General features: G+C 54.9%; 18 protein-coding genes. 6 read left to right on the top strand and 12 right to left on the bottom strand.

The features are described from left to right. Positions 1-25: 25 nt before the first annotated feature. From O3C79_RS13840 to minC, 7 genes are all read right to left on the bottom strand, one after another. Positions 26-2104, bottom strand: a complete 2079-nt coding sequence (locus tag O3C79_RS13840; protein WP_494383572.1) for a methyl-accepting chemotaxis protein — start codon at positions 2102-2104, stop codon at positions 26-28. Between the two features lie 245 nt (positions 2105-2349). Further along, entirely contained in the window at positions 2350-2556 is a 207-nt protein-coding gene (gene cspE, locus O3C79_RS13835; RefSeq protein WP_010322464.1) for a transcription antiterminator/RNA stability regulator CspE, read from the bottom strand. Positions 2557-2858: 302 nt separating this feature from the next. Beyond that, complete coding sequence (locus O3C79_RS13830) at positions 2859-4949, bottom strand: methyl-accepting chemotaxis protein (protein WP_494383571.1); 2091 nt, start codon at positions 4947-4949, stop codon at positions 2859-2861. A gap of 372 nt (positions 4950-5321) precedes the next feature. Continuing rightward, positions 5322-5558, bottom strand: a complete 237-nt coding sequence (locus O3C79_RS13825; RefSeq protein ID WP_494383570.1) for a hypothetical protein — start codon at positions 5556-5558, stop codon at positions 5322-5324. Between the two features lie 241 nt (positions 5559-5799). Then, complete coding sequence (minE, locus tag O3C79_RS13820; protein ID WP_010322461.1) at positions 5800-6048, bottom strand: cell division topological specificity factor MinE; 249 nt, start codon at positions 6046-6048, stop codon at positions 5800-5802. Continuing rightward, positions 6048-6860: a septum site-determining protein MinD gene (minD, locus tag O3C79_RS13815; RefSeq protein ID WP_010322460.1), complete on the bottom strand. Its 813-nt coding sequence runs from the start codon at positions 6858-6860 to the stop codon at positions 6048-6050. The genes minE and minD overlap by 1 nt, the downstream gene beginning before the upstream one ends. A gap of 34 nt (positions 6861-6894) precedes the next feature. Beyond that, positions 6895-7671, bottom strand: coding sequence for a septum site-determining protein MinC (gene minC, locus O3C79_RS13810; protein ID WP_494383569.1), 777 nt, complete (start codon positions 7669-7671; stop codon positions 6895-6897). Between the two features lie 177 nt (positions 7672-7848). Between minC and O3C79_RS13805 the strand changes: the two genes are divergently transcribed. Together O3C79_RS13805 and cysG are read left to right on the top strand one after the other, a co-directional pair. Then, positions 7849-8226 carry a glutaredoxin family protein gene (locus tag O3C79_RS13805; RefSeq protein WP_010322458.1) on the top strand — a complete coding sequence of 126 codons (378 nt, stop codon included), beginning with the start codon at positions 7849-7851 and terminating at the stop codon, positions 8224-8226. A 97-nt stretch (positions 8227-8323) separates the two neighbouring features. After that, the gene (gene cysG / locus O3C79_RS13800) at positions 8324-9721 is read left to right on the top strand and encodes a siroheme synthase CysG (protein ID WP_494383568.1); all 1398 of its coding nucleotides are present in this window, start codon (positions 8324-8326) and stop codon (positions 9719-9721) included. 19 nt (positions 9722-9740) lie between these two features. On the opposite strand, the gene nhaD is transcribed toward cysG, so the two are convergent. Next, entirely contained in the window at positions 9741-10982 is a 1242-nt protein-coding gene (nhaD, locus tag O3C79_RS13795; protein ID WP_494383567.1) for a sodium:proton antiporter NhaD, read from the bottom strand. 73 nt (positions 10983-11055) lie between these two features. Between nhaD and O3C79_RS13790 the strand changes: the two genes are divergently transcribed. Both O3C79_RS13790 and O3C79_RS13785 read left to right on the top strand, forming a co-directional pair. Beyond that, positions 11056-11352 (top strand): GIY-YIG nuclease family protein, encoded by a 297-nt coding sequence (locus O3C79_RS13790; protein ID WP_494383566.1) that lies wholly within the window; start codon positions 11056-11058, stop codon positions 11350-11352. A 51-nt stretch (positions 11353-11403) separates the two neighbouring features. Then, the gene (locus O3C79_RS13785) at positions 11404-11703 is read left to right on the top strand and encodes a hypothetical protein (protein ID WP_010322454.1); all 300 of its coding nucleotides are present in this window, start codon (positions 11404-11406) and stop codon (positions 11701-11703) included. On the opposite strand, the gene purT is transcribed toward O3C79_RS13785, so the two are convergent. Both purT and O3C79_RS13775 read right to left on the bottom strand, forming a co-directional pair. Beyond that, a complete protein-coding gene (gene purT / locus O3C79_RS13780) occupies positions 11704-12885 on the bottom strand; it encodes a formate-dependent phosphoribosylglycinamide formyltransferase (protein WP_494383565.1) in 1182 nt (393 codons plus the stop codon). It abuts the gene before it with no gap. A gap of 213 nt (positions 12886-13098) precedes the next feature. Beyond that, positions 13099-13725: a LysE/ArgO family amino acid transporter gene (locus tag O3C79_RS13775; protein ID WP_494383564.1), complete on the bottom strand. Its 627-nt coding sequence runs from the start codon at positions 13723-13725 to the stop codon at positions 13099-13101. A 114-nt stretch (positions 13726-13839) separates the two neighbouring features. On the opposite strand from O3C79_RS13775, the gene O3C79_RS13770 reads away from it, so the two are divergent. After that, entirely contained in the window at positions 13840-14763 is a 924-nt protein-coding gene (locus O3C79_RS13770) for a LysR family transcriptional regulator ArgP (protein ID WP_494383563.1), read from the top strand. A gap of 83 nt (positions 14764-14846) precedes the next feature. On the opposite strand, the gene O3C79_RS13765 is transcribed toward O3C79_RS13770, so the two are convergent. Together O3C79_RS13765 and O3C79_RS13760 are read right to left on the bottom strand one after the other, a co-directional pair. Continuing rightward, positions 14847-16577, bottom strand: coding sequence for a DEAD/DEAH box helicase (locus tag O3C79_RS13765; protein ID WP_494383562.1), 1731 nt, complete (start codon positions 16575-16577; stop codon positions 14847-14849). Positions 16578-16746: 169 nt separating this feature from the next. Then, positions 16747-17529 carry a hypothetical protein gene (locus O3C79_RS13760; protein ID WP_494383561.1) on the bottom strand — a complete coding sequence of 261 codons (783 nt, stop codon included), beginning with the start codon at positions 17527-17529 and terminating at the stop codon, positions 16747-16749. Positions 17530-17657: 128 nt separating this feature from the next. Here O3C79_RS13760 and smrA point away from each other — a divergent pair, with 128 nt between their 5' ends. Next, positions 17658-18245, top strand: a complete 588-nt coding sequence (smrA, locus tag O3C79_RS13755; protein ID WP_494383560.1) for a DNA endonuclease SmrA — start codon at positions 17658-17660, stop codon at positions 18243-18245. Positions 18246-18320: the final 75 nt, after the last annotated feature.

Here is an 18320-nt window from a genome sequence, read left to right as displayed (position 1 = left end):
GGTGGCCGCTTTTTCATATGTCTGTTCAGACTTTGAATCGACCCAATTGCTGGTCGAGTCGGGCCGCGCTATCAGAGACCTCTTCACCCAATGATGTCACCTGACTGGCAGCTTGCGCCAATGCATCGGCGGCATCACCGATCTGGGTGATGTTACGGTTGATCTCTTCATTCACCATGCTTTGCTCTTCGGCCGCAGTCGCGACTTGAGTGGTGTTTTCCGAGATGGAAGAGATGCGTTGTGATGTGCCATCGAGTCGTTCAAAGCTGCCGCGGCAGTCGTCGACTGAGCGGTAGGCCAGGTCTCGACAGGCTTGCATCTGTTCAACGCTACTGTCTACATCACGCTTGAGCGCGGAAATCAGGTTGTCGATATCGCCGGTGGCTTCCTGTGTGCGCCCTGCCAGAGTGCGAACCTCATCAGCGACGACCGAGAAGCCACGTCCGTGGTCACCAGCCCGCGCAGCTTCAATAGCAGCATTGAGTGCCAGCAGGTTGGTCTGATCCGCGATACCGCGAATGGTTTCGATGATGGAATAGATCTCATCACTGCGTTTGGCGACGCTGCCGATACTCTGTGAGGTTTCGGTCAGCTGCTCTGCCATGCTGCCAACTTCGTCCACGGTCTGGCCAAGTGTCTGGCGAGTGCCGGTTACCTCCGAGTCCGCTTCGGCTGAGTCCTGCGCAGTCCTGCCAGCCAGGTTGGCGACTTCGGTTGCGGTGGCCGACATTTCGTTGGCGGCCGTCGCTACGCTCTGCAGTTGTTGTTGCTGGTCATGAGTGGATGCACGCGTCTGCTGGGCGGCGGCTGCCAGACTGGTTGCGCTGTGCTGCAGGCCGGCTGATAGCTGCATCAATTCACTGATAAGGCCCCGTATTTTGCGGGTAAAGCTGTTGAACCCGTCGGCTACGTCATTCAGCTCGGCATGGCTGGAGGCTTCCAATTCATGCGTCAAATCGCCATCGGTGCCGCCCAGTGCTTTCATGCGCTCGGCCAATACACGAATCGGTTTGGTAATTCCGTGGATGAACAGGTTCACGATGACCAGTGTCACGGCCAGAATAATCAGGCTGGTGATGATGAGTTCCCAGGTGGTGGACTGGCGATTCTTGTCTACCTTGCTGCCGAGCTGTTCCAGTTCCGCCAGTGCCGCCGAATAGGGTACTTCCACCATAATACGCCAGCTGGAGTTGGCAATCTTCAGTCTGTGTTCAACGCGAATGGCATGAGTCTGGTCTACCGGCTGTAACAGTGAAGGCGCAGCACTTCTGGCGCTTTTACCCAGTGCATCTGTGTACTCGCTGGACGCGATGATACGGTTCTGACTACTTAGAATGCTGATCGATGACTGACCATCGTAAAGCTCTGCAGAGAGTGAGCGTACCAGTGTTTGCATGGCGGGCAGGCTGAGGTCTGCGCCGGCGACGCCGATGGTTTTGTTGTTGTGCACGACCGGAACGGTCAGTGAAGTCATCAGCACTTCATTGCCGGGGGTGACCTCGAACAGGTAGGGCTCGATCAGGCATTCCTGACCGGATTCCAGCGGGCACAAATACCATTCGGACTCACGAATACCGGTATCGGTGAGGCTTTCTGAGTACATTACGGCATTGTCGGGCACTGCTGCCGTCTCCAGATTGCCCTCATTCCAGAACCAGTAAATAGCAATGTTGCCGGTTTGAGTGCTGTGACCCTGGCTGTCATTGAACATGTAGTCGAGCGCATCATAGGCGTTAGGCTCGAACATGGCATAGAGCGTGTCGATCTGTGTGTTCATGGACAGGGCTGAACGGACCAGTTCGCTGGCGGAGTCGCGAGAAATATTCAGTGAGCCCTGTGCCGTGTTGCCCAGGTAACCTGCCACTGCTCGTGCCGAATCAAAGCCGCGATTAAGACGCATCTCGACTGCCAGGGCGATGTTGTCGACTGTCAGGTAAAGCTGTTGCTTTACCTGTTTCTCGATCAGAGCCTGGGTGTCATCCATCACATGATCGATGGAGGTTTTATAGGATTGCAGTGCCATGAAGATGATGACACCCAGTGACAGAATCACGGTAACCGCTGAGCCAAGCAGCAGCTTGAACCGGATTGAGAGCGAATTCATTCAGGGGACCTGTAGTGTTGGGTTAGCAGAAATGGTTGGGCAGTACGTGCTGGAAGTTAATGAATATATTAAGCGACATTTATAGACGAAAGTCGGATCCGTTTCAAATTCCGTCATGCCTGAAAAAGCAATGATTCCTGTCAATCAGGAAGGGGAGGGGAGGTGATCGGTGACTGTAGAAGGCAGATTATACGCAAAAAAAAACGACCCCGAGGGGTCGTCTTCTTGTCAGCTTCTGATCAGAATCAGATAGCGACGATGTTCTCAGCCTGAGGACCTTTCTGGCCCTGAGTCACTGTGAACTCAACCTTCTGGCCTTCTTCCAGAGTTTTGAAACCGCTGCCCTGGATGGCACTGAAGTGAGCGAATACGTCAGGACCGTTTTCCTGAGCGATGAAACCAAAACCTTTAGTTTCGTTGAACCATTTAACTGTGCCAGTAGTAGTAGACATAATAAATCTCTCGATCTGAGTAAAAATTTTAACCCTTGGCAAAATGCCGTCAGGGTTGGGTCGTGCTTAGGTAATGTTGGTACTTATGGTTCAGAACGAGGTACTTACTACAAGGTAGGACGTCGAAATGGTGCATAAATGCTTGTGTTACTCTTAAGCCTCTCCAGAGTATACGAATTGGGGCCGGAGTCAAAGCTTTTTCCGTCTTTTTCCCATCTTTCTTGTGAAAACCTGCTCATTCGGTACAGCCCTGACGAAAAAAGGGGCTGATTCAGCCCCTTGAGTCTCGGTGTTGTTACCGGCTAGACCTTGAAACGCCCCAGTTGCTGATCCAGGCGTGCTGCGCTGTCGGATACCTCTTCACCCAGTACCGACACCTGGCCGGCGGTTTGCGCAAGCATGTCTGCGGCATCACCAATCATAGTGATGTTGCGGTTGATCTCTTCGTTCACCATGCTCTGTTCTTCGGCTGCGGTGGCGACCTGTGTGGTGTTTTCAGAGATCGAGCTGATGCGGGTAGATACGCTTTCCAGCCGGTCATAGCTGGCGCGGCTTTCTTCAACCGTCATGGAGGCACGATCCCGGCAGTGCTGCATGCGATCAACACTGTCATCCACGTCCCGTTTCAGGGCTGAAATCAGGTTATCGATCTCACCGGTGGCCTCCTGAGTACGGCTGGCCAGGCTGCGAACCTCATCGGCGACGACAGCAAAACCACGCCCCTGATCGCCGGCACGTGCGGCTTCAATCGCTGCGTTCAGTGCCAGCAGGTTGGTCTGGTCAGCAATATTACGAATGGTTTCGATGATGGTGTAGATGTCATCGCTGCGTTTGGCTACATTGCCGATGCTGTCGGAGGCGCCATCCAGTGCCTGGGACATATTGCCGATTTCATTTACGGTTTCTCGCAACGTTGAGCGCGTTTCATTGACTTCATTGTCAGAGTCACCGGCATCCTGAGCTGTTTGGCCTGCCAGGTTGGCGACCTCGGTCGCGGTAGCCGACATTTCGTTGGCGGCAGTCGCCACACTCTGTAGCTGTTGTTGCTGCTCTTCGGTGGAAGAGCGGGTCTGCTGGGCATTGGCCGAGAGTGATGCGGCACTTTGCTGCATTTGCGCGGACAATGAGATCAGCTCATGAATCACATCACGAATCTTGCGGGTAAAGCTGTTGAAGCCATCGGCAACAGCATTCAACTCTTTATGACTGAACGATTCCAGCTCCTGTGTCAGGTCACCTTCTGCACCGCCCAGAGCCTGCATGCGCTCACCCAGTTTGGCCAGGGGCTTGGTGATACCGGAGATGAACAGGTTCACTACAATCAGCGTGATCAGCAGAATCGCGCTGGCAATGGTCAGCAGTTCCCAGGTAGTACTGCTGCGATTATCTTCCATTTTGGTCTGTAGCTGATGTAGCTCAGCCAGAGCCACGGTCTTGGGTACTTCAATGACGATGCGCCAGTTGGCGTTGGCGATGGACAGGCCCTGGTTGAGAAGAAAATTATCGGAGTCTGCTGACTGGCTGTTGACCCGGTTTAGAAAGCCCCGCGAAACGGATTCGACCGGTTGGCCAGCAGCATCCTTGAAACGGCTGGACGCAATCACGCGGTTTTTTTCACTAAGCAGTGTGATGCTGGCCTGACCCTGATAGAGCTCCTGAGCCATGGCTTCTGTCATCTTTTGCAGCACCGGCAGGTTTACATCTGTACCGGCAACCCCAACGACCTTACCATTGCTGATAATGGGGACTGTTAATGAGGTCATCAGGATAGAGTTGCCTTCACTGATTTCATACAGGTAAGGCTCGACCATACAGTTCTGAGCAGTCTCAAGAGGGCAGAGGTACCACTCTGATGCTCTAATGCCGCTCTCGTTAATAGTCTCATCGTATTTACTTTCTGTAGACTCCGTCGCGTAGAAAGTAAGACCGCCGTTTTCTCGCACCCAGTAGATATCCAGGGTGCCTTCATTGGAACTGTGGGCGAGTTCCCCTTTGTAGATGCTGTCAAACTTGTCATAGCCATTGGGCTCAAATTGAGCATACATCGAGCTCACATTCCCATTGGCTTCCAGGTTGGATCTGACAAGCTCTTTTACGGCCGAGCGTGATATCAGTGTATCGGTTTTGGCGGTTGAGCCCAGAAATCCGGCGATCGCCGAGGATGAGTCAAAACCGCTTTCAAGACGTTGACGGATACTGACGGCAATTTGATCACTGGTCAGTTCGAGCTTTTGGAGCACGCTGCTACTGATCAAATCAGTCGTGTCATCAACAGCAGTGTCGATTGATGACTGGTAGGAGCTCAAGGCGAGGGCAATGACGATGCCCAGTGAAGCCAAAATGGCAACGGCGGAACCAAGTAACAGTTTGAAGCGGATGGACAGGTTTTTCATCGTCCGTTCCTGGTCGGGGAAGCGAAGAAAATCAGGCATTCCAGCGTGAAATTAGAGTCGCACTCGGGCTAGTTGGGCCGAATAATCCATATTCAACCGCTATCACCACAAGTTATAGGGAATTATGGGTCTCTTGTCGAGCCGTCCGTAATGCTGCTATTAGCGGACAGTTGCAACTTACCCTGAAGATGCAGCGCTGTTGATAATCAGTCGCACGGGAATGGGCTGTAAATTGAATGAAGTCGTCTTCAGGAAGGGAAATTAAGTGAGTTCATTTACTGTGTATTGGCCTGCAGTTTCAGCACAGACAGACCCCTGCGACCATTCAGGAGTGATCGTAGGGGCTTCGATTATCAGCGCCGTAGTTGGCACTTAGTAGGTGGCGTTGATCCAGCCCAGTCGGGCCAGAGCCTGAGCTTCATGCTCGGTCAGCTGATATGCCATATCAAATGCGCTCTGGCTGTCCCCTTGGCCCTGTTCCTGTAGAGGCGTGGAGCAGTTTGTGCAGTTGTGAGAGATCTGTCCCTGGTTGTTCAGGCCAGACAGCAGGAATACTCCAAGGGCTATGGCCATGGCAGCCACCGCCGGAATGTGTCGGTTGATGTTCATGTGCAGCCCCTTTTATTTTTATCGGTCAGGGTTGAGCCTCAGGGCTCTTGATCAAGACAGTAGAGCTGCATGGATAAAGGCGCATGGTCCATTTGGACTAGTTTGGAACTTTGATGGGGTGAGAGGGGCGGTAAATGGCCGTTTAACCAGCGGGAACAACCGGTAAAAAGGCATCGGGGGGAACTGAGGTTGACCAAAGGGAAATGAAAACGGGAGCCTGTAGGCTCCCGTTATGCGAGTGTCAGTTTTTTTCTGGAAGGGTGACATTCAGCTCCAGAATGGAGCAGTCTTCATCCAGGTTGATCTGCACATCATCCGTGGATACATCCACGTATTTGGCGATAACAGCCAGAATTTCCTTCTGCATCTGTGGCAGGTACTCAGGTTGAGTGCGCTGGTTACGCTCGTAGGCAACCAGCACCTGCAAGCGTTCCTTGGCGACACTGGCCGAGGTCGGCTTTTTTTGTCGGAAATAACTCAGAATACCCATTAGCCCTTCCGTCCAAATACTCGGCTGAGGAACCCTTTGCGTTCCACGTTCAGGAAGCGATGGTCGCGATCTTCACCCAGGAAGCGAGCGATGGCATCGTCATAGGCCTGACCGGCATCACTGTCGTCATCCATGATGACCGGAATACCCTGGTTGGAGGCCTTGAGAACCGCCTGGGACTCAGGGATCACGCCCAGCAGAGGGATGGCCAGGATATCTTTGACATCTTCCACACCCAACATTTCACCGGCTTCAACACGGCTGGGGTTGTAGCGGGTCAGCAGCAGATGCTCCTTGACGGTTTCACCCTGTTCAGCCTTGCGTGATTTGCTCTGCAAAACACCGAGAATACGGTCAGAGTCACGTACGGAGCTGACCTCGGGGTTGGTAACGACAATTGCCGTATCAGCAAAGTAGAGGGCCAGGTGGGCGCCTTTCTCAATGCCAGCCGGAGAGTCGCAGACAATATAGTCAAAGCTCTCTGAGAGTTCGTTCAGGACCGCCTCTACGCCTTCAACGCTGAGAGCATCCTTGTCACGAGTCTGTGACGCCGGGAGGATGAACAGGTTGTCTGTACGCTTGTCCTTGATCAGTGCCTGATTCAGCGTGGCTTCCTGGTTGATCACGTTGACGAAGTCGTACACGACGCGACGTTCACAGCCCATGATCAGGTCCAGGTTACGCAGGCCCACGTCAAAGTCGATCAGAACGGTCTTGAAGCCGCGCAGGGCCAGTCCGGTGCCGATGGCGGCGCTACTGGTCGTTTTGCCAACGCCCCCCTTGCCTGAGGTAACTACGATTATTTCAGCCATGCATGCATATCCATCAAGATGAAAAAGCGGTTCATTAAAGTGAAACTGTATCCAGTCGAGACCCTCTGAGCAACGCCTGTGTGGGCTGTTGCCAGCATTCGCTGTGCAGGTCTTCACTGGTTTTGAAATAGCCGGCAATGGAAACCAGTTCGGCTTCCATGCTCTGGCAGAAAATACGGGCATCCGTGTTGCCGTTTACACCTGCCATGGCACGGCCTCGAAGGGGGCCGTAGACATGAATATGGCCATCGGCGATGATCTCGGCACCGGCGCTGACGGCAGACAACACAATCAAATCTGTGCCCCGGGCATAAATCTGCTGGCCGGAGCGCACCGGGGTCGTGACGACACGAGCGGCAACGGGTTCTGACGGCTGGGCAGCCGCTTCAGGCTGAGGCTCTTGTTCAGGCTGAGGCTCTGGTTTGGCCTTGGGTTCAGCATCTGCTGCCGGAACATCCGGTGCCTGAGGTCGGCTGCGCTGTTGACTGAAGTCGGCCAGCTGCAAGGCACGGCACAGTTCCGGGGCACTGTTCTGATCAGCTTTGAGGCCGACGGGCACCAGTGACAGGCGTCGGCACAAGTCCAGCAGGGCTTTAACCTGCTCCAAAGCAGGTGTTTCTTCCAGTGCCTGCAGGTTCAGGATTACCGGCATGTGACTGAACAGCATGGGTACACGGGCCGCGTGCGCTTCAAGCTGGGGCTCCAGACGCTGGATATCGTCACAGGTCAGGATCAACTCATTCAATGACGCACGGGTGCTCTTGAACTGGAATTCGTTATCGGTGGCTACCTGGTGTTTGGCATCGGCCATGGTGTTCTATTCTCGCTAAACGCCTGTGAATGCGTGAGTTTTCGCTAAAAGAGAAGCGCTCTACCTTAGCATGGATACCGGGTTGGCTGACAGCGCAGGGCCCTGTCGATACGGTTTTTTGACCCCGGTCATTGTAGTACACTGCGCCATCGCGTTTTAACGGAAGCTGAAAGCATAATGAAAGTCGTTCGCTGGGTATTGGGCCTGATTGTCATGGCCCTGCATGGTTTAACCCTTCCTCGTCGCGGCAAGCGCTCGCCGCAACAGCTGCAGCAGTTGGAAGAAGCATTGCAAGGCTTCGCACTGTACCAGCTGCCAACCTGTCCTTTCTGCGTCAAGGTGCGCCGCTCCCTGCGCCGCCTTAACCTGCCGCTTGAGCTGCGTGATGTGCGAGGAGATGCCCGCCATCGTCAGGACCTGATCGAAGGTGGTGGCCGCATGAAAGTGCCTTGTCTGCGCATCGATCATCAGGATGGCCATACGGAATGGATGTATGAATCCGACGATATCGTGGCGTTCCTGAACAAGCGGTTCCCGCTGGATGACGCGCACTGAGCGGTAAATTCTAAATAAGTTATAAAAAAATTATTTTTTATTACCTTATTTGAGGCTATAGTGTGAGCATCCTACATGCTGTACTGGAGCCTCAGTCATGGATTATCTGCCGCTTTTTTTCGATCTGAAACAACGCCCCGTGCTGCTGGTCGGGGGCGGTGACGTTGCCTTGCGCAAGGCGCGTCTACTGACCCGTGCCGGTGCACAGGTGACCTGTGTTGCCCATGCTGTATTGCCGGAACTGCATGAGATGCTGGATCTGCATCAGGGGCAGGTGATTATCGGTGAATACCACGCGGCGCTGATCGACGGCAAAGTGCTGGTGCTGGCAGCAACAGATGATGATGGTCTCAATGAGCGTATCCACCATGACGCCGTAGCACGCAATGTGCCGGTCAATGTGGTGGACAGCCCGGCGCTCTGTACCTTCGTATTTCCAGCGATTGTAGATCGCTCCCCCATTGTGATCGGTATCAGTTCTGGCGGTCAATCGCCGGTTCTGGCGCGCCTGTTGCGTGCCAAGCTGGAAACCTGGATTCCTACCGGCTACAGCCGTCTGGGGCAGTTGGTTGGCCGCTTCCGTGACAAGGTGAAGGCCCGTTTTGGCAGTGTGAACGAGCGCCGTGTGTTCTGGGAATCCGTGCTGCAGGGGCAAGTGGCCGAGCGCGTATTTGCCGGCCAGGATGAGTCTGCCGAAGCCTTGTTGGAGCGCCAGATTGAAGAGGGTAATGCCCGCCATCAGGTGGGTGAAGTCTATCTGGTAGGTGCAGGCCCAGGTGATCCTGAGTTGTTGACGTTCAAGGCACTCCGCCTGATGCAGCAGGCAGACGTGGTGTTGTACGACCGTCTGGTCTCGCCCGAGGTTCTGGATCTGTGCCGGCGCGATGCCGATCTGGTTTTTGTGGGCAAGCAGCGCGATAATCACGCTGTCCCTCAGGAAGGAATAAATAAGCTGCTGGTGGATCATGCCTTGCAGGGCAAGCGGGTTGTTCGTTTGAAGGGTGGTGATCCCTTTATTTTCGGCCGTGGTGGCGAGGAAATTGCCGAACTTAAGAAGGCGGGTGTTCCTTTCCAGGTGGTACCGGGTATCACGGCGGCCAGTGCCTGTTCGACCTACGCGGGTATTCCGCTTACGCACCGTGACTATGCCCAGTCAGTCAAGTTCATTACCGGTCAGCTCAAGCACAGAACCACTGAACTGAATTACGCAGAACTGGTACATCCCAACCAGACCATCGTCTTTTACATGGGGCTGCATACCCTGCGGCAAAATTGTGCGGGTCTCATTGCTCATGGTAAGCCGGCTGATACGCCTGCTGCGATTGTGTCCAGGGGAACGGCTGAGGATCAGCAGGTGCTGGTGGGAACACTGGCAACACTGCCGGATTTGCAGGATGAAGCCCAGTTACCGGCGCCTGCACTTGTGATTGTGGGTGAAGTGGTCAGCCTGCAGTCGGATCTGTCCTGGTTTGGTGAGAAGGCCCCTCTGGTGTGATACCAGGGGGCCAGTCTTCTTAGTGAAGGGTGTGGCCCACCAGATAGCTGCCGGCAAAGCCAACAGTGTAGGCTATCAGAATGTACAGTGAGTAGCGCATGAAGCTGATGAAGGTGATTTCCTTCACCTTGCTCATGGCGACGATGCCCGCTGCAGAGCCAACCACCAACAGAGAGCCGCCCACGCCAACGGCGTAAGTCAGTGTCAGCCAGCTGGCTGTATCCATAGCGATATTGGACTTCAACAGTGCTGCTGTCAGCGGCACGTTATCGACCAGAGACGAGAGCAGGCCCATGACGAAATTGGCACCGGTCGTGGGCAGGACTTCGTAAATTTGTACCAGTGAATTCAATACGCCGATCTCTTTCAGCATGCCTACCAGCAGCAGAATGCCCAGGAAGAACAGCAAGGTGTCGAACTCGATGACGCGGATATAATCCAACAGGTTTTCGCGTTCGTCATCCTTGTAGCACAGGCGTCCCACCAGGAACATGATCGAAAGACCAAACAGGAAGGTCAGCAGCGGCGGCACACCGGCAATCACGTTAAGCACAATCGTCGACAAAATGGTGAGCAAAAAGATAAGACCGATCACCATACCGACCTTGTCATCCCGTCTGGGCGTCGGATGAATCACCACTTCTCCTTTCAGTGGCATCGACAGCATGCCGGCCAGCAGCAGTACGCTCACCAGCGAAGGCAGACTGAGCCACAGCAGGTCATCAATGGCGACTTTTTCCTGCATGAATATCATCAGGGTGGTCACATCGCCTGTGATCAGTGCAACCCCTCCGGAGTTAACCGCAAATACCACCAGTACCGCGAAGCGCCTTGTTTTGCGGGCATCCAGCTTCAGCGACAATACCAGCGCAATCGAGATCAGGGTGGCGGTGATGTTGTCAGACAGGGAGGAGAAGAAAAAGGCGAAGCCGGCCACAAGAAACATGAGCTTGCGCTCACTCAGACGTTGCGGCAACACCTTGTAGATCATGGTTTCGATCAGGCCCTGATGGTTGAGAAAGGCAACGAACGTCATGGCGGCCATCAAGAATAGCCATAAACTGGCAATTTCGAGGATGTTCTCGTTGAGTTGCTCTTGAATGTCCTGGCTGTTGAGGCCGTGTTGAGGGAAGAGAAAAAGTAATAACCAGGCTAGGGTGCCGAGGAATAAGGTGGTTTTCGCCTTGTTGATGTGGAACACATCTTCCAGAACGATCATCAGGAAGGCGAGCCCTGCAATCGTCAGTAATAGTATTTGCATCGGTAGAACCGAGCCCCCAAAATTATGTGGAGGCAGGATTTTACGCCGGTCAGGGTAGGTTAAACAGAGTAAAATGGAACACAGTACCAAGTCAGTATTGCAACAATGGTGGGTCTACATGCTGAAGTGTGCGGATAGCAGCTTTTATACCGGCGTCACCACCGATCTGGACAGGCGTCTGGCTGAACATAATGGCGAACGTGCCGGAAAGGGAGCGCGTTATACTCGCGCGCGACGCCCCGTCGAGTTGGTGTGGCATGAAGCTGGTCATGATCGCAGCAGTGCGCTCAAACGAGAATATCAGCTGAAACAGTTAAGTCGAAATGAGAAACGTTTGCTTTGCATCAAGGGTAAACGTGTCTCTCATTGAAGACGATGTGGTATAATTGCGACATATTCATTAATCCGGTGATGTCGCGTTATGTTCGCAGAGGATAAAGAGCAATATTTTCCTACTCATACCCACCCCGACGGTAAGGGGTTTCAGCCCTGGTACGAACGTGTCGGGCGTAAGGTATACCGCAGCTACGGCCATCCCGAGGGCAAGTCATCCGACGCCGAATTTGTTGTACAGCAGGATAAGTTGATTCCGCTGAACGGCCATGCTCAAAGCAGTGTTACGGGTGCTCCCTGGTTTGTGAAACGTGAAGACAAGATTTATCCCGGCTATGGGCACCCGGCCGGCACCAGCCGGGTTCCCTGGTTCGAATCGCGCCGCTGATTAGAACTTAACGTCTATATTCTGTGCGCAGGCGCGTGCTTTCTGGCGCGCGTCATCAATATCTTCACCCAGAGCCAAGGCAACGCCCATGCGGCGGCGACCATGTATTTCGGGTTTGCCGAACAGGCGCAGTTCCGTGTCGGGTGTGGCCAGGGCCTGTTGCAGGTTGCCAAAGCGGGTCTGGCTTGATTCGCCGGTCGGCAAAATAACGGCAGAGGCAGAAGGGCCATACTGACGCAGCGTCGGAATCGGCAGATTCAATATGGCGCGGGCATGCAGGGCAAATTCTGACAGGTTCTGGGAAATCAGTGTCACCAGGCCGGTATCATGTGGGCGGGGTGATACTTCGCTGAACAGCACCTCATCCCCTTTGATAAACAGCTCCACGCCAAAGATGCCGTGACCACCCAGAGCTGTTGTCACTTTCTCGGCGACGCGGCGCGCATTTTCCAGCGCCTTGGGAGTCATGGCCTGAGGTTGCCAGGACTCGCGATAGTCACCATCAACCTGAATATGGCCTATGGGATCACAGAAGCTGGTGCCGCCAATATGGCGAACCGTGAGCAGTGTGATTTCGTAGTCAAAATCGACAAAGCCTTCGATGATGACGCGTCCGCCACCGGCACGTCCGCCTTCCTGGGCATACTGCCAGGCTTTCTCCAGATCGTCATCGCTGCGCAAAGTGCTTTGGCCTTTGCCAGAGGAGCTCATGATCGGTTTAACAATACAGGGGTAACCAATAGCGGCGACGGCCTGGCGAAACTCGGCTTCATCACCGGCAAACTGATAGGCGGATGTGGTCAGCTCCAACTCTTCTGCTGCCAGTCGACGAATGCCTTCACGGTTCATGGTGAGCTGGGTGGCACGCGCGGTTGGAATAACCGTGAAGCCTTCCTGTTCCAGCTCGGCCAGAGTGTCAGTGGCAATGGCTTCGATTTCCGGCACGATATAGTGAGGCTGCTCCTGCTCGACGACCTGGCGCAGTGCTTCGCCATCCAGCATTGAGATCACATGAGCGCGGTGAGCAACCTGCATGGCAGGGCTGTTGGCATAGCGGTCGACCACAATGACTTCAACGCCCAGGCGTTGCAATTCGATAACGACTTCCTTGCCCAGTTCACCGCCTCCGCACATGAGGACACGTGTGGCCGTGCTTGATAATGGTGTGCCCAAAGTGGTCATGAATGCGCTGCTCCCTGTTGAAAAAGTTTCACGCATTATAGGGCGCGTACCAGCCGTAAGGCCAACGCTGACGACTATACTTAGGTCGTTTTAAGGTTAGTGCTCAGGTTTAAGACTCATACCCCCAGGTATGGTCCTTGGCCGGAAACTTGCGGCCTGCTCGGGCTGCCCGTATTGGGCAGCCCGCTTTATGTCAGGATATAGGGCTACCGCTTAGAGTACGATCAGCAGGCTGACCGCAATACTCCACATCATTAGACAGATCAGTCCATCCAGTACGCGCCAGGCAGCCGGTTTGCGGAACAGGGGGGCCAGCCAGCGAGCGCCAATGCACAGACTGCTGAACCAGATGACAGAGAAGCTGATGGCGCCGGTGGTAAACCAGATGCGCAGTTCAGGTTCATATTGCCCGCCAATACCGCCAATCAAAACGATGGTATCGATATAGGCGTGCGGGTTCAGCAGGGTAACGGCAGCTGTCGTCAGCAGGGCGCTGCGCAGACTGCGTACATTGCCACCTCCGGTGGTGAGGCTCTTGCTGTCCAGAGCACGTCGTGCTGCCTGCAGGCCAAACCAGAACAGGAACAGGGCGCCTCCCCAGCGGGCAACTTCCAGCAGCAGCGGCGATTGGTTGAACAGCACGCCAAGACCAACTACTCCCGCGGAAATCAGAATGACATCAAACAGCATGCACGTCAGGGCGATGGGCCAGTGAAATTCACGGCGCAGGCTCTGTGTAAGCACAAAAGCATTTTGGGCACCGATCGCCATGATTAATCCGGCCGTTGTGGCCAGGCCCTTGCTCCAGGCAAGTATTTCAACAGTCAGTAGTGGGGTCATGGCGGTGTATCTCTCGTCCATAAAATCATGTTTGGCGTTCAGGCGGGCCATGTTGCGTGCGAAACGATTGTAAGTAAAACTAATCTTTTTAATTAATGATTAGTGTGGCTAATAATGTTCGATATGCGTCAATTGGCAGCTCTGGCCGCGGTAGTGGAGGAGCAGAGTTTCGAGCGCGCTGCTCAGCGGCTTTATGTCACTCAGTCGGCTGTTTCGCAACGTATAAAGCAGCTGGAGCAGCGTCTGGGCCAGGTGTTGGTTAAACGAACGGTTCCGGTCCAGGCCACAGAGACAGGGCAAAAAATTCTAAGGTACTATCGCCAGCTCAGTCTGTTGGAAGATGAGTTGTTACAGGACTTGTCCCAACAGGACGCGCAGGGTTTTACCACTCTCTCGATCGGGCTTAATGCCGACAGCCTGGAAACCTGGTTTCCCGATGCCGTGGCTCAGCTGGTGCACGAGCAGCATCTGCTTCTGGACCTCAAGGTAGATGATCAGGATGTGACCCAGCAGTTGTTGAAGGATGGTGAGGTGGTCGGCTGCATCACGGCGTCTGACAAGGCGATACCGGGCTGTCAGTGTGTGCCCTTGGGCGTGATGCCCTATCGTTCGTTGGCAAGCCCGGAGTATCTGCAGCGCTACTTCCCGGATGGTGTTGTGGCGGAGGGGTTTCGTCGTGCCCCGGTGGCGGAGTTCAGTCATAAGGATCAACTGCAGAATCGGTACCTGCAGCAGTACTTTGGCCTGGGGGCGCATGAATATCCTCGTCACCGTATTCCGTCGTCACAGATGTTCTGCGGTGTCATCGAGCGTGGTCTAGCCTGCGGCATGGTGCCGGATCAGCAGGGGCAGCCGCTTATCGAGCAGGGTCTGGCCGTTGATATGACGCCGGGGCGCTATCTGGCCGTGCCATTGTATTGGCATGTGTGGAATCTGGGGTCTCGATTGATTCGAGCGCTGACTGACGCAGTCGTCTTTGAAGCGGAAAAACAGCTGGATTCATTTGACCAGCATGCGCAGTTGACGCATCCGGACTGAAACGTGTCAGGAAGGGAGGGGGAAGAAGATGCTGCCACATCCCGGATCATTCAGATCCTGAGATGTGGCAGCGTCAGGCATGCTTAGTCGCGAGCCGGGCGGCGTGGAGCGCCTTTGCGCGGACGGCGAGGCGCACCGCCTTTATCCTGCCAGGGGCGGATTTCCAGGCGCTGGCCGCACACGCGGGCACGTTTCAGTGTCTGCATCTGCTGGTTGTCCAGTCCTGACGGCAGGTCAACGCAGCTGAACTCTTCAGCGATGTTGATGCGGCCGATCTGGCGGCTTTCGATACCGGCTTCGTTGGCGATGGCACCGACAATATTGCCCGGCTTCACGCCGTGCTGATGGCCAACGCCAATCCAGTAGCGCTCCATGCCGTCAGCTACCGGCTCGTTGCGCTGGTTGCGGCGCGGACGGTCGCCGCGATCACCACGATCACCGCGGTCCATACGCTCACGCGGCGCAGGACGGTTGGGATCAGGTTCGTTTTCGTTCATCCACAAGGGCTTATCCTTGTGCATATACGCCAGCGTAGCCGCAACAAGCTGCTCTGCGGTCAGCTCGGACTGCTCCTGCAGGGCGCTGATAACCGGCATGTATTCGTCCAGCTTGGCGCTTTCGGCAGCAGCCAGAATCTTCTGCTGCAGGCGCTCGGCGCGCAGAGCGTTGATCTGCTTGGCGGTCGGCAGCTCCAGTTTGTCCAGTGGCTGGCGAGTGGCGCGCTCGATCTGCTTCAGCAGGCGCTGCTCGCGGTTGGTCACGAACAGGATGGCATCACCTTCACGTCCGGCACGGCCAGTACGGCCGATACGGTGGATATACGACTCGGTGTCGTAGGGGATGTCATAGTTGATAACGTGACTGATACGCTCAACGTCCAGGCCGCGTGCCACAACGTCGGTGGCGATTACGACGTCCAGCTCGCCTTTCTTTAGCTTGCTGACGATGCGCTCACGCTGTGCCTGAGCGATATCACCGTGCAGGGCTGCTGCCGGGAAGCCTGCCTGATTCAGTTCTTCAGCCAGAGATTCGGTAGCCGTCTTGGTACGAACGAACACCAGCGCAGCTTCATGCTCGTGCAGCTCCAGAATACGGGTCAGGGCCTGAGTCTTGCTCATGCCGCGAACTGTCCAGGTACGCTGACGGATGGTGCTGGCCGTGGCGGTCTGGGCCTTGATCTTGATGACCGCCGGCTCCTGCAGGTAATTGTCTGCAATGTGGCGGATCGCCTGTGGCATGGTGGCGGAGAACAGGGCGATCTGACGCTGGGCCGGAGTATGCTGAAGGATCCATTCGACGTCGTCGATGAAGCCCATGCGCAGCATTTCGTCAGCTTCATCCAGTACCAGTGCCTGCAGGCGGTCCAGCTGAAGGGTGCCACGACGGATATGGTCCATGACGCGTCCCGGTGTACCGATGATTACCTGAGCGCCACGGCGCAGGCCGCGGATCTGGCTGTCATAGCCCTGGCCACCGTAAATAGACAGAGTGCGCAGGCCCGGGAGGTGCTTGGAGTACTTTTCACAGGCAGTTGCAACCTGGAGCGCCAGTTCACGAGTCGGCGCCAATACCAGCAGTTGCGGGTGAGTAGCGGTAGTATCAATACGTTGTAGCAGGGGCAGGGCAAAGGCAGCGGTTTTACCGGTACCGGTTTGCGCCATGCCAAGTAGATCCTGGCCCTCGAGCAGAGGCGGAATACTCCGCGCCTGAATCGGTGAAGGCGTTTCGTAGCCAACATCGGCCAGTGCGTTAAGAATAGGAGTAGACAGTCCCAAATCGCCAAAGTTGGCGGGGCTGGTATCAGTGTCGGACATGCTGTGAGTTACACCTGGGTCTTTTTTAGAGGAGGCAACAGGGATGCGCGTGTCTGATTTGATAAAAGCGCGGTGCTGCCTTGAATAAGGCGCAAATTATACTCGAATGCCCCGATAAGGTCCACTGAAATGCGCGAGAGGCGCGGGCTTCGCTCTGAAGCCCGGCAATTTAGCGTTGCTGGATGAAGTGGTTATAGATATTGATCAGCTCATCTTCATCAAAGCGAACAATGATCAATTGTTGACCAGGATGGATGACATCAGGGTTTTGACCCAGCAAACCGTGCTCGTAGTTATAGACCCAGGTAGTCTCCACCTTGTTTTTCAGCAAAGTCCCCAGCCAGGAACTGCGCTGGTCGGAGAGCGGTTCGTCTGCATCCTCGGGAATAGTCACGCTGAGCAAGCGGGAACGGTCATCAATGCGAATGCCTCGGGTAAAGGTTTCGATCAGTCCCTGATGAATAATGCCCCAAAGTCCCTGGCGATCGGCACCATCAACCGAGTGAATATAGAACACTTCGCTGCGTGCCTGGTCCGGGTTATTCAGCAGTTCCTGCAGGCGCAGTTTATCCATTGACGCCAATACAGCGGCATTGCTGCCTGCGGTGTTATTAGTACCTACCCTGGCTCGATCAACGGCAAAGGCCACCGCCGTGCTGTTGGTATCAGTCTCATTCAGTGAAATAGCGCTATCAGAGTTCTGGGCCTTGGCGGGCAGTTGCAGCAGCTGGTCTCCCCTTACAAAGTGATCGGCTTCATTCATGGACAGGGTTTGCTCGGCTGCCTGCTGAGTCAGGCTGGAAATATGTTCCTGAGCATCGCGTTTGGCCTGTTCAGAGACAGGAGGCGGAGTGTCGTCGGTGGTAACTGCTTGCTCGGAGGCGGGTTGCAGGAACAAGTAGCCGGCGGCCACAAACACAATGAGGGTAAAGACGATGATCAGGCGCTGCATGACTGTTGATTACCTCTGCCGTTGCTTGCTTACACTCTAATAGAGAATGCCACCGCTGCAAAACGTTCAATTCCGTACAGACTGCTGTCACAATACAGTACGTACTATACGGATACGAGGAGAGGCCCATGCAATCTCGGCACGATGACAGTTTTTCCGAACTGATGCAGGCAGAAGGTGTGCAGCGTATCCGGCAAGGCACAGGCTCAGGCCCTGCGGTACCGGCTGCACGTTCACTCAGAGCAGACCCCGGCAAGAGTATTCGACGTCGTTTGGCTCAAGGCTCCCCTGAAGGGTTGTCGCTGGACCAGGTTGAATGGCTGCACCCGGCTGATCCCATCAGCTGGAAGCGTGATGGTGTGCAGGAAGGCGTCTTCAGAAATCTGCGCCTTGGCCGTTACAGTTGTGATGCGAGCTTGAACCTGCAGCATTTTGAACCCGCTCAGGCCCGTGACGAACTGGTGAGCTTTGTGCGTCAAAGCCATGAGTTGGGTATCAGAACGGTGCTGGTCCAGATTGGGCGTGCACGCAGCGTTGAAGACCCGGCCAATAAGCTCAAGAGCTATTTGGACCAGTGGCTCAAGCAGCTTGATCTGGTGATGGCCTTTCACTCGGCCCAACCGCATCAGGGCGGGTTGGCAGCGGTCTATTTGATGCTGCGAAAGAATGCTCAGGCACGCCAGCATAACTGGGAAAAACACCAGAAGCGTGGTTAGGGACGCTATGAATAAGTCTATAGCTTCCCAAGTGTCGCGTATTGAATTCAGCGGTTAAAGCCGCTTTACTGAACA

Source organism: Marinobacterium sp. NO-S09 (genome assembly GCF_059179545.1).
Note: the sequence above shows the minus strand (reverse complement) of the source record. Positions and strands in the feature narration are given on the sequence as shown.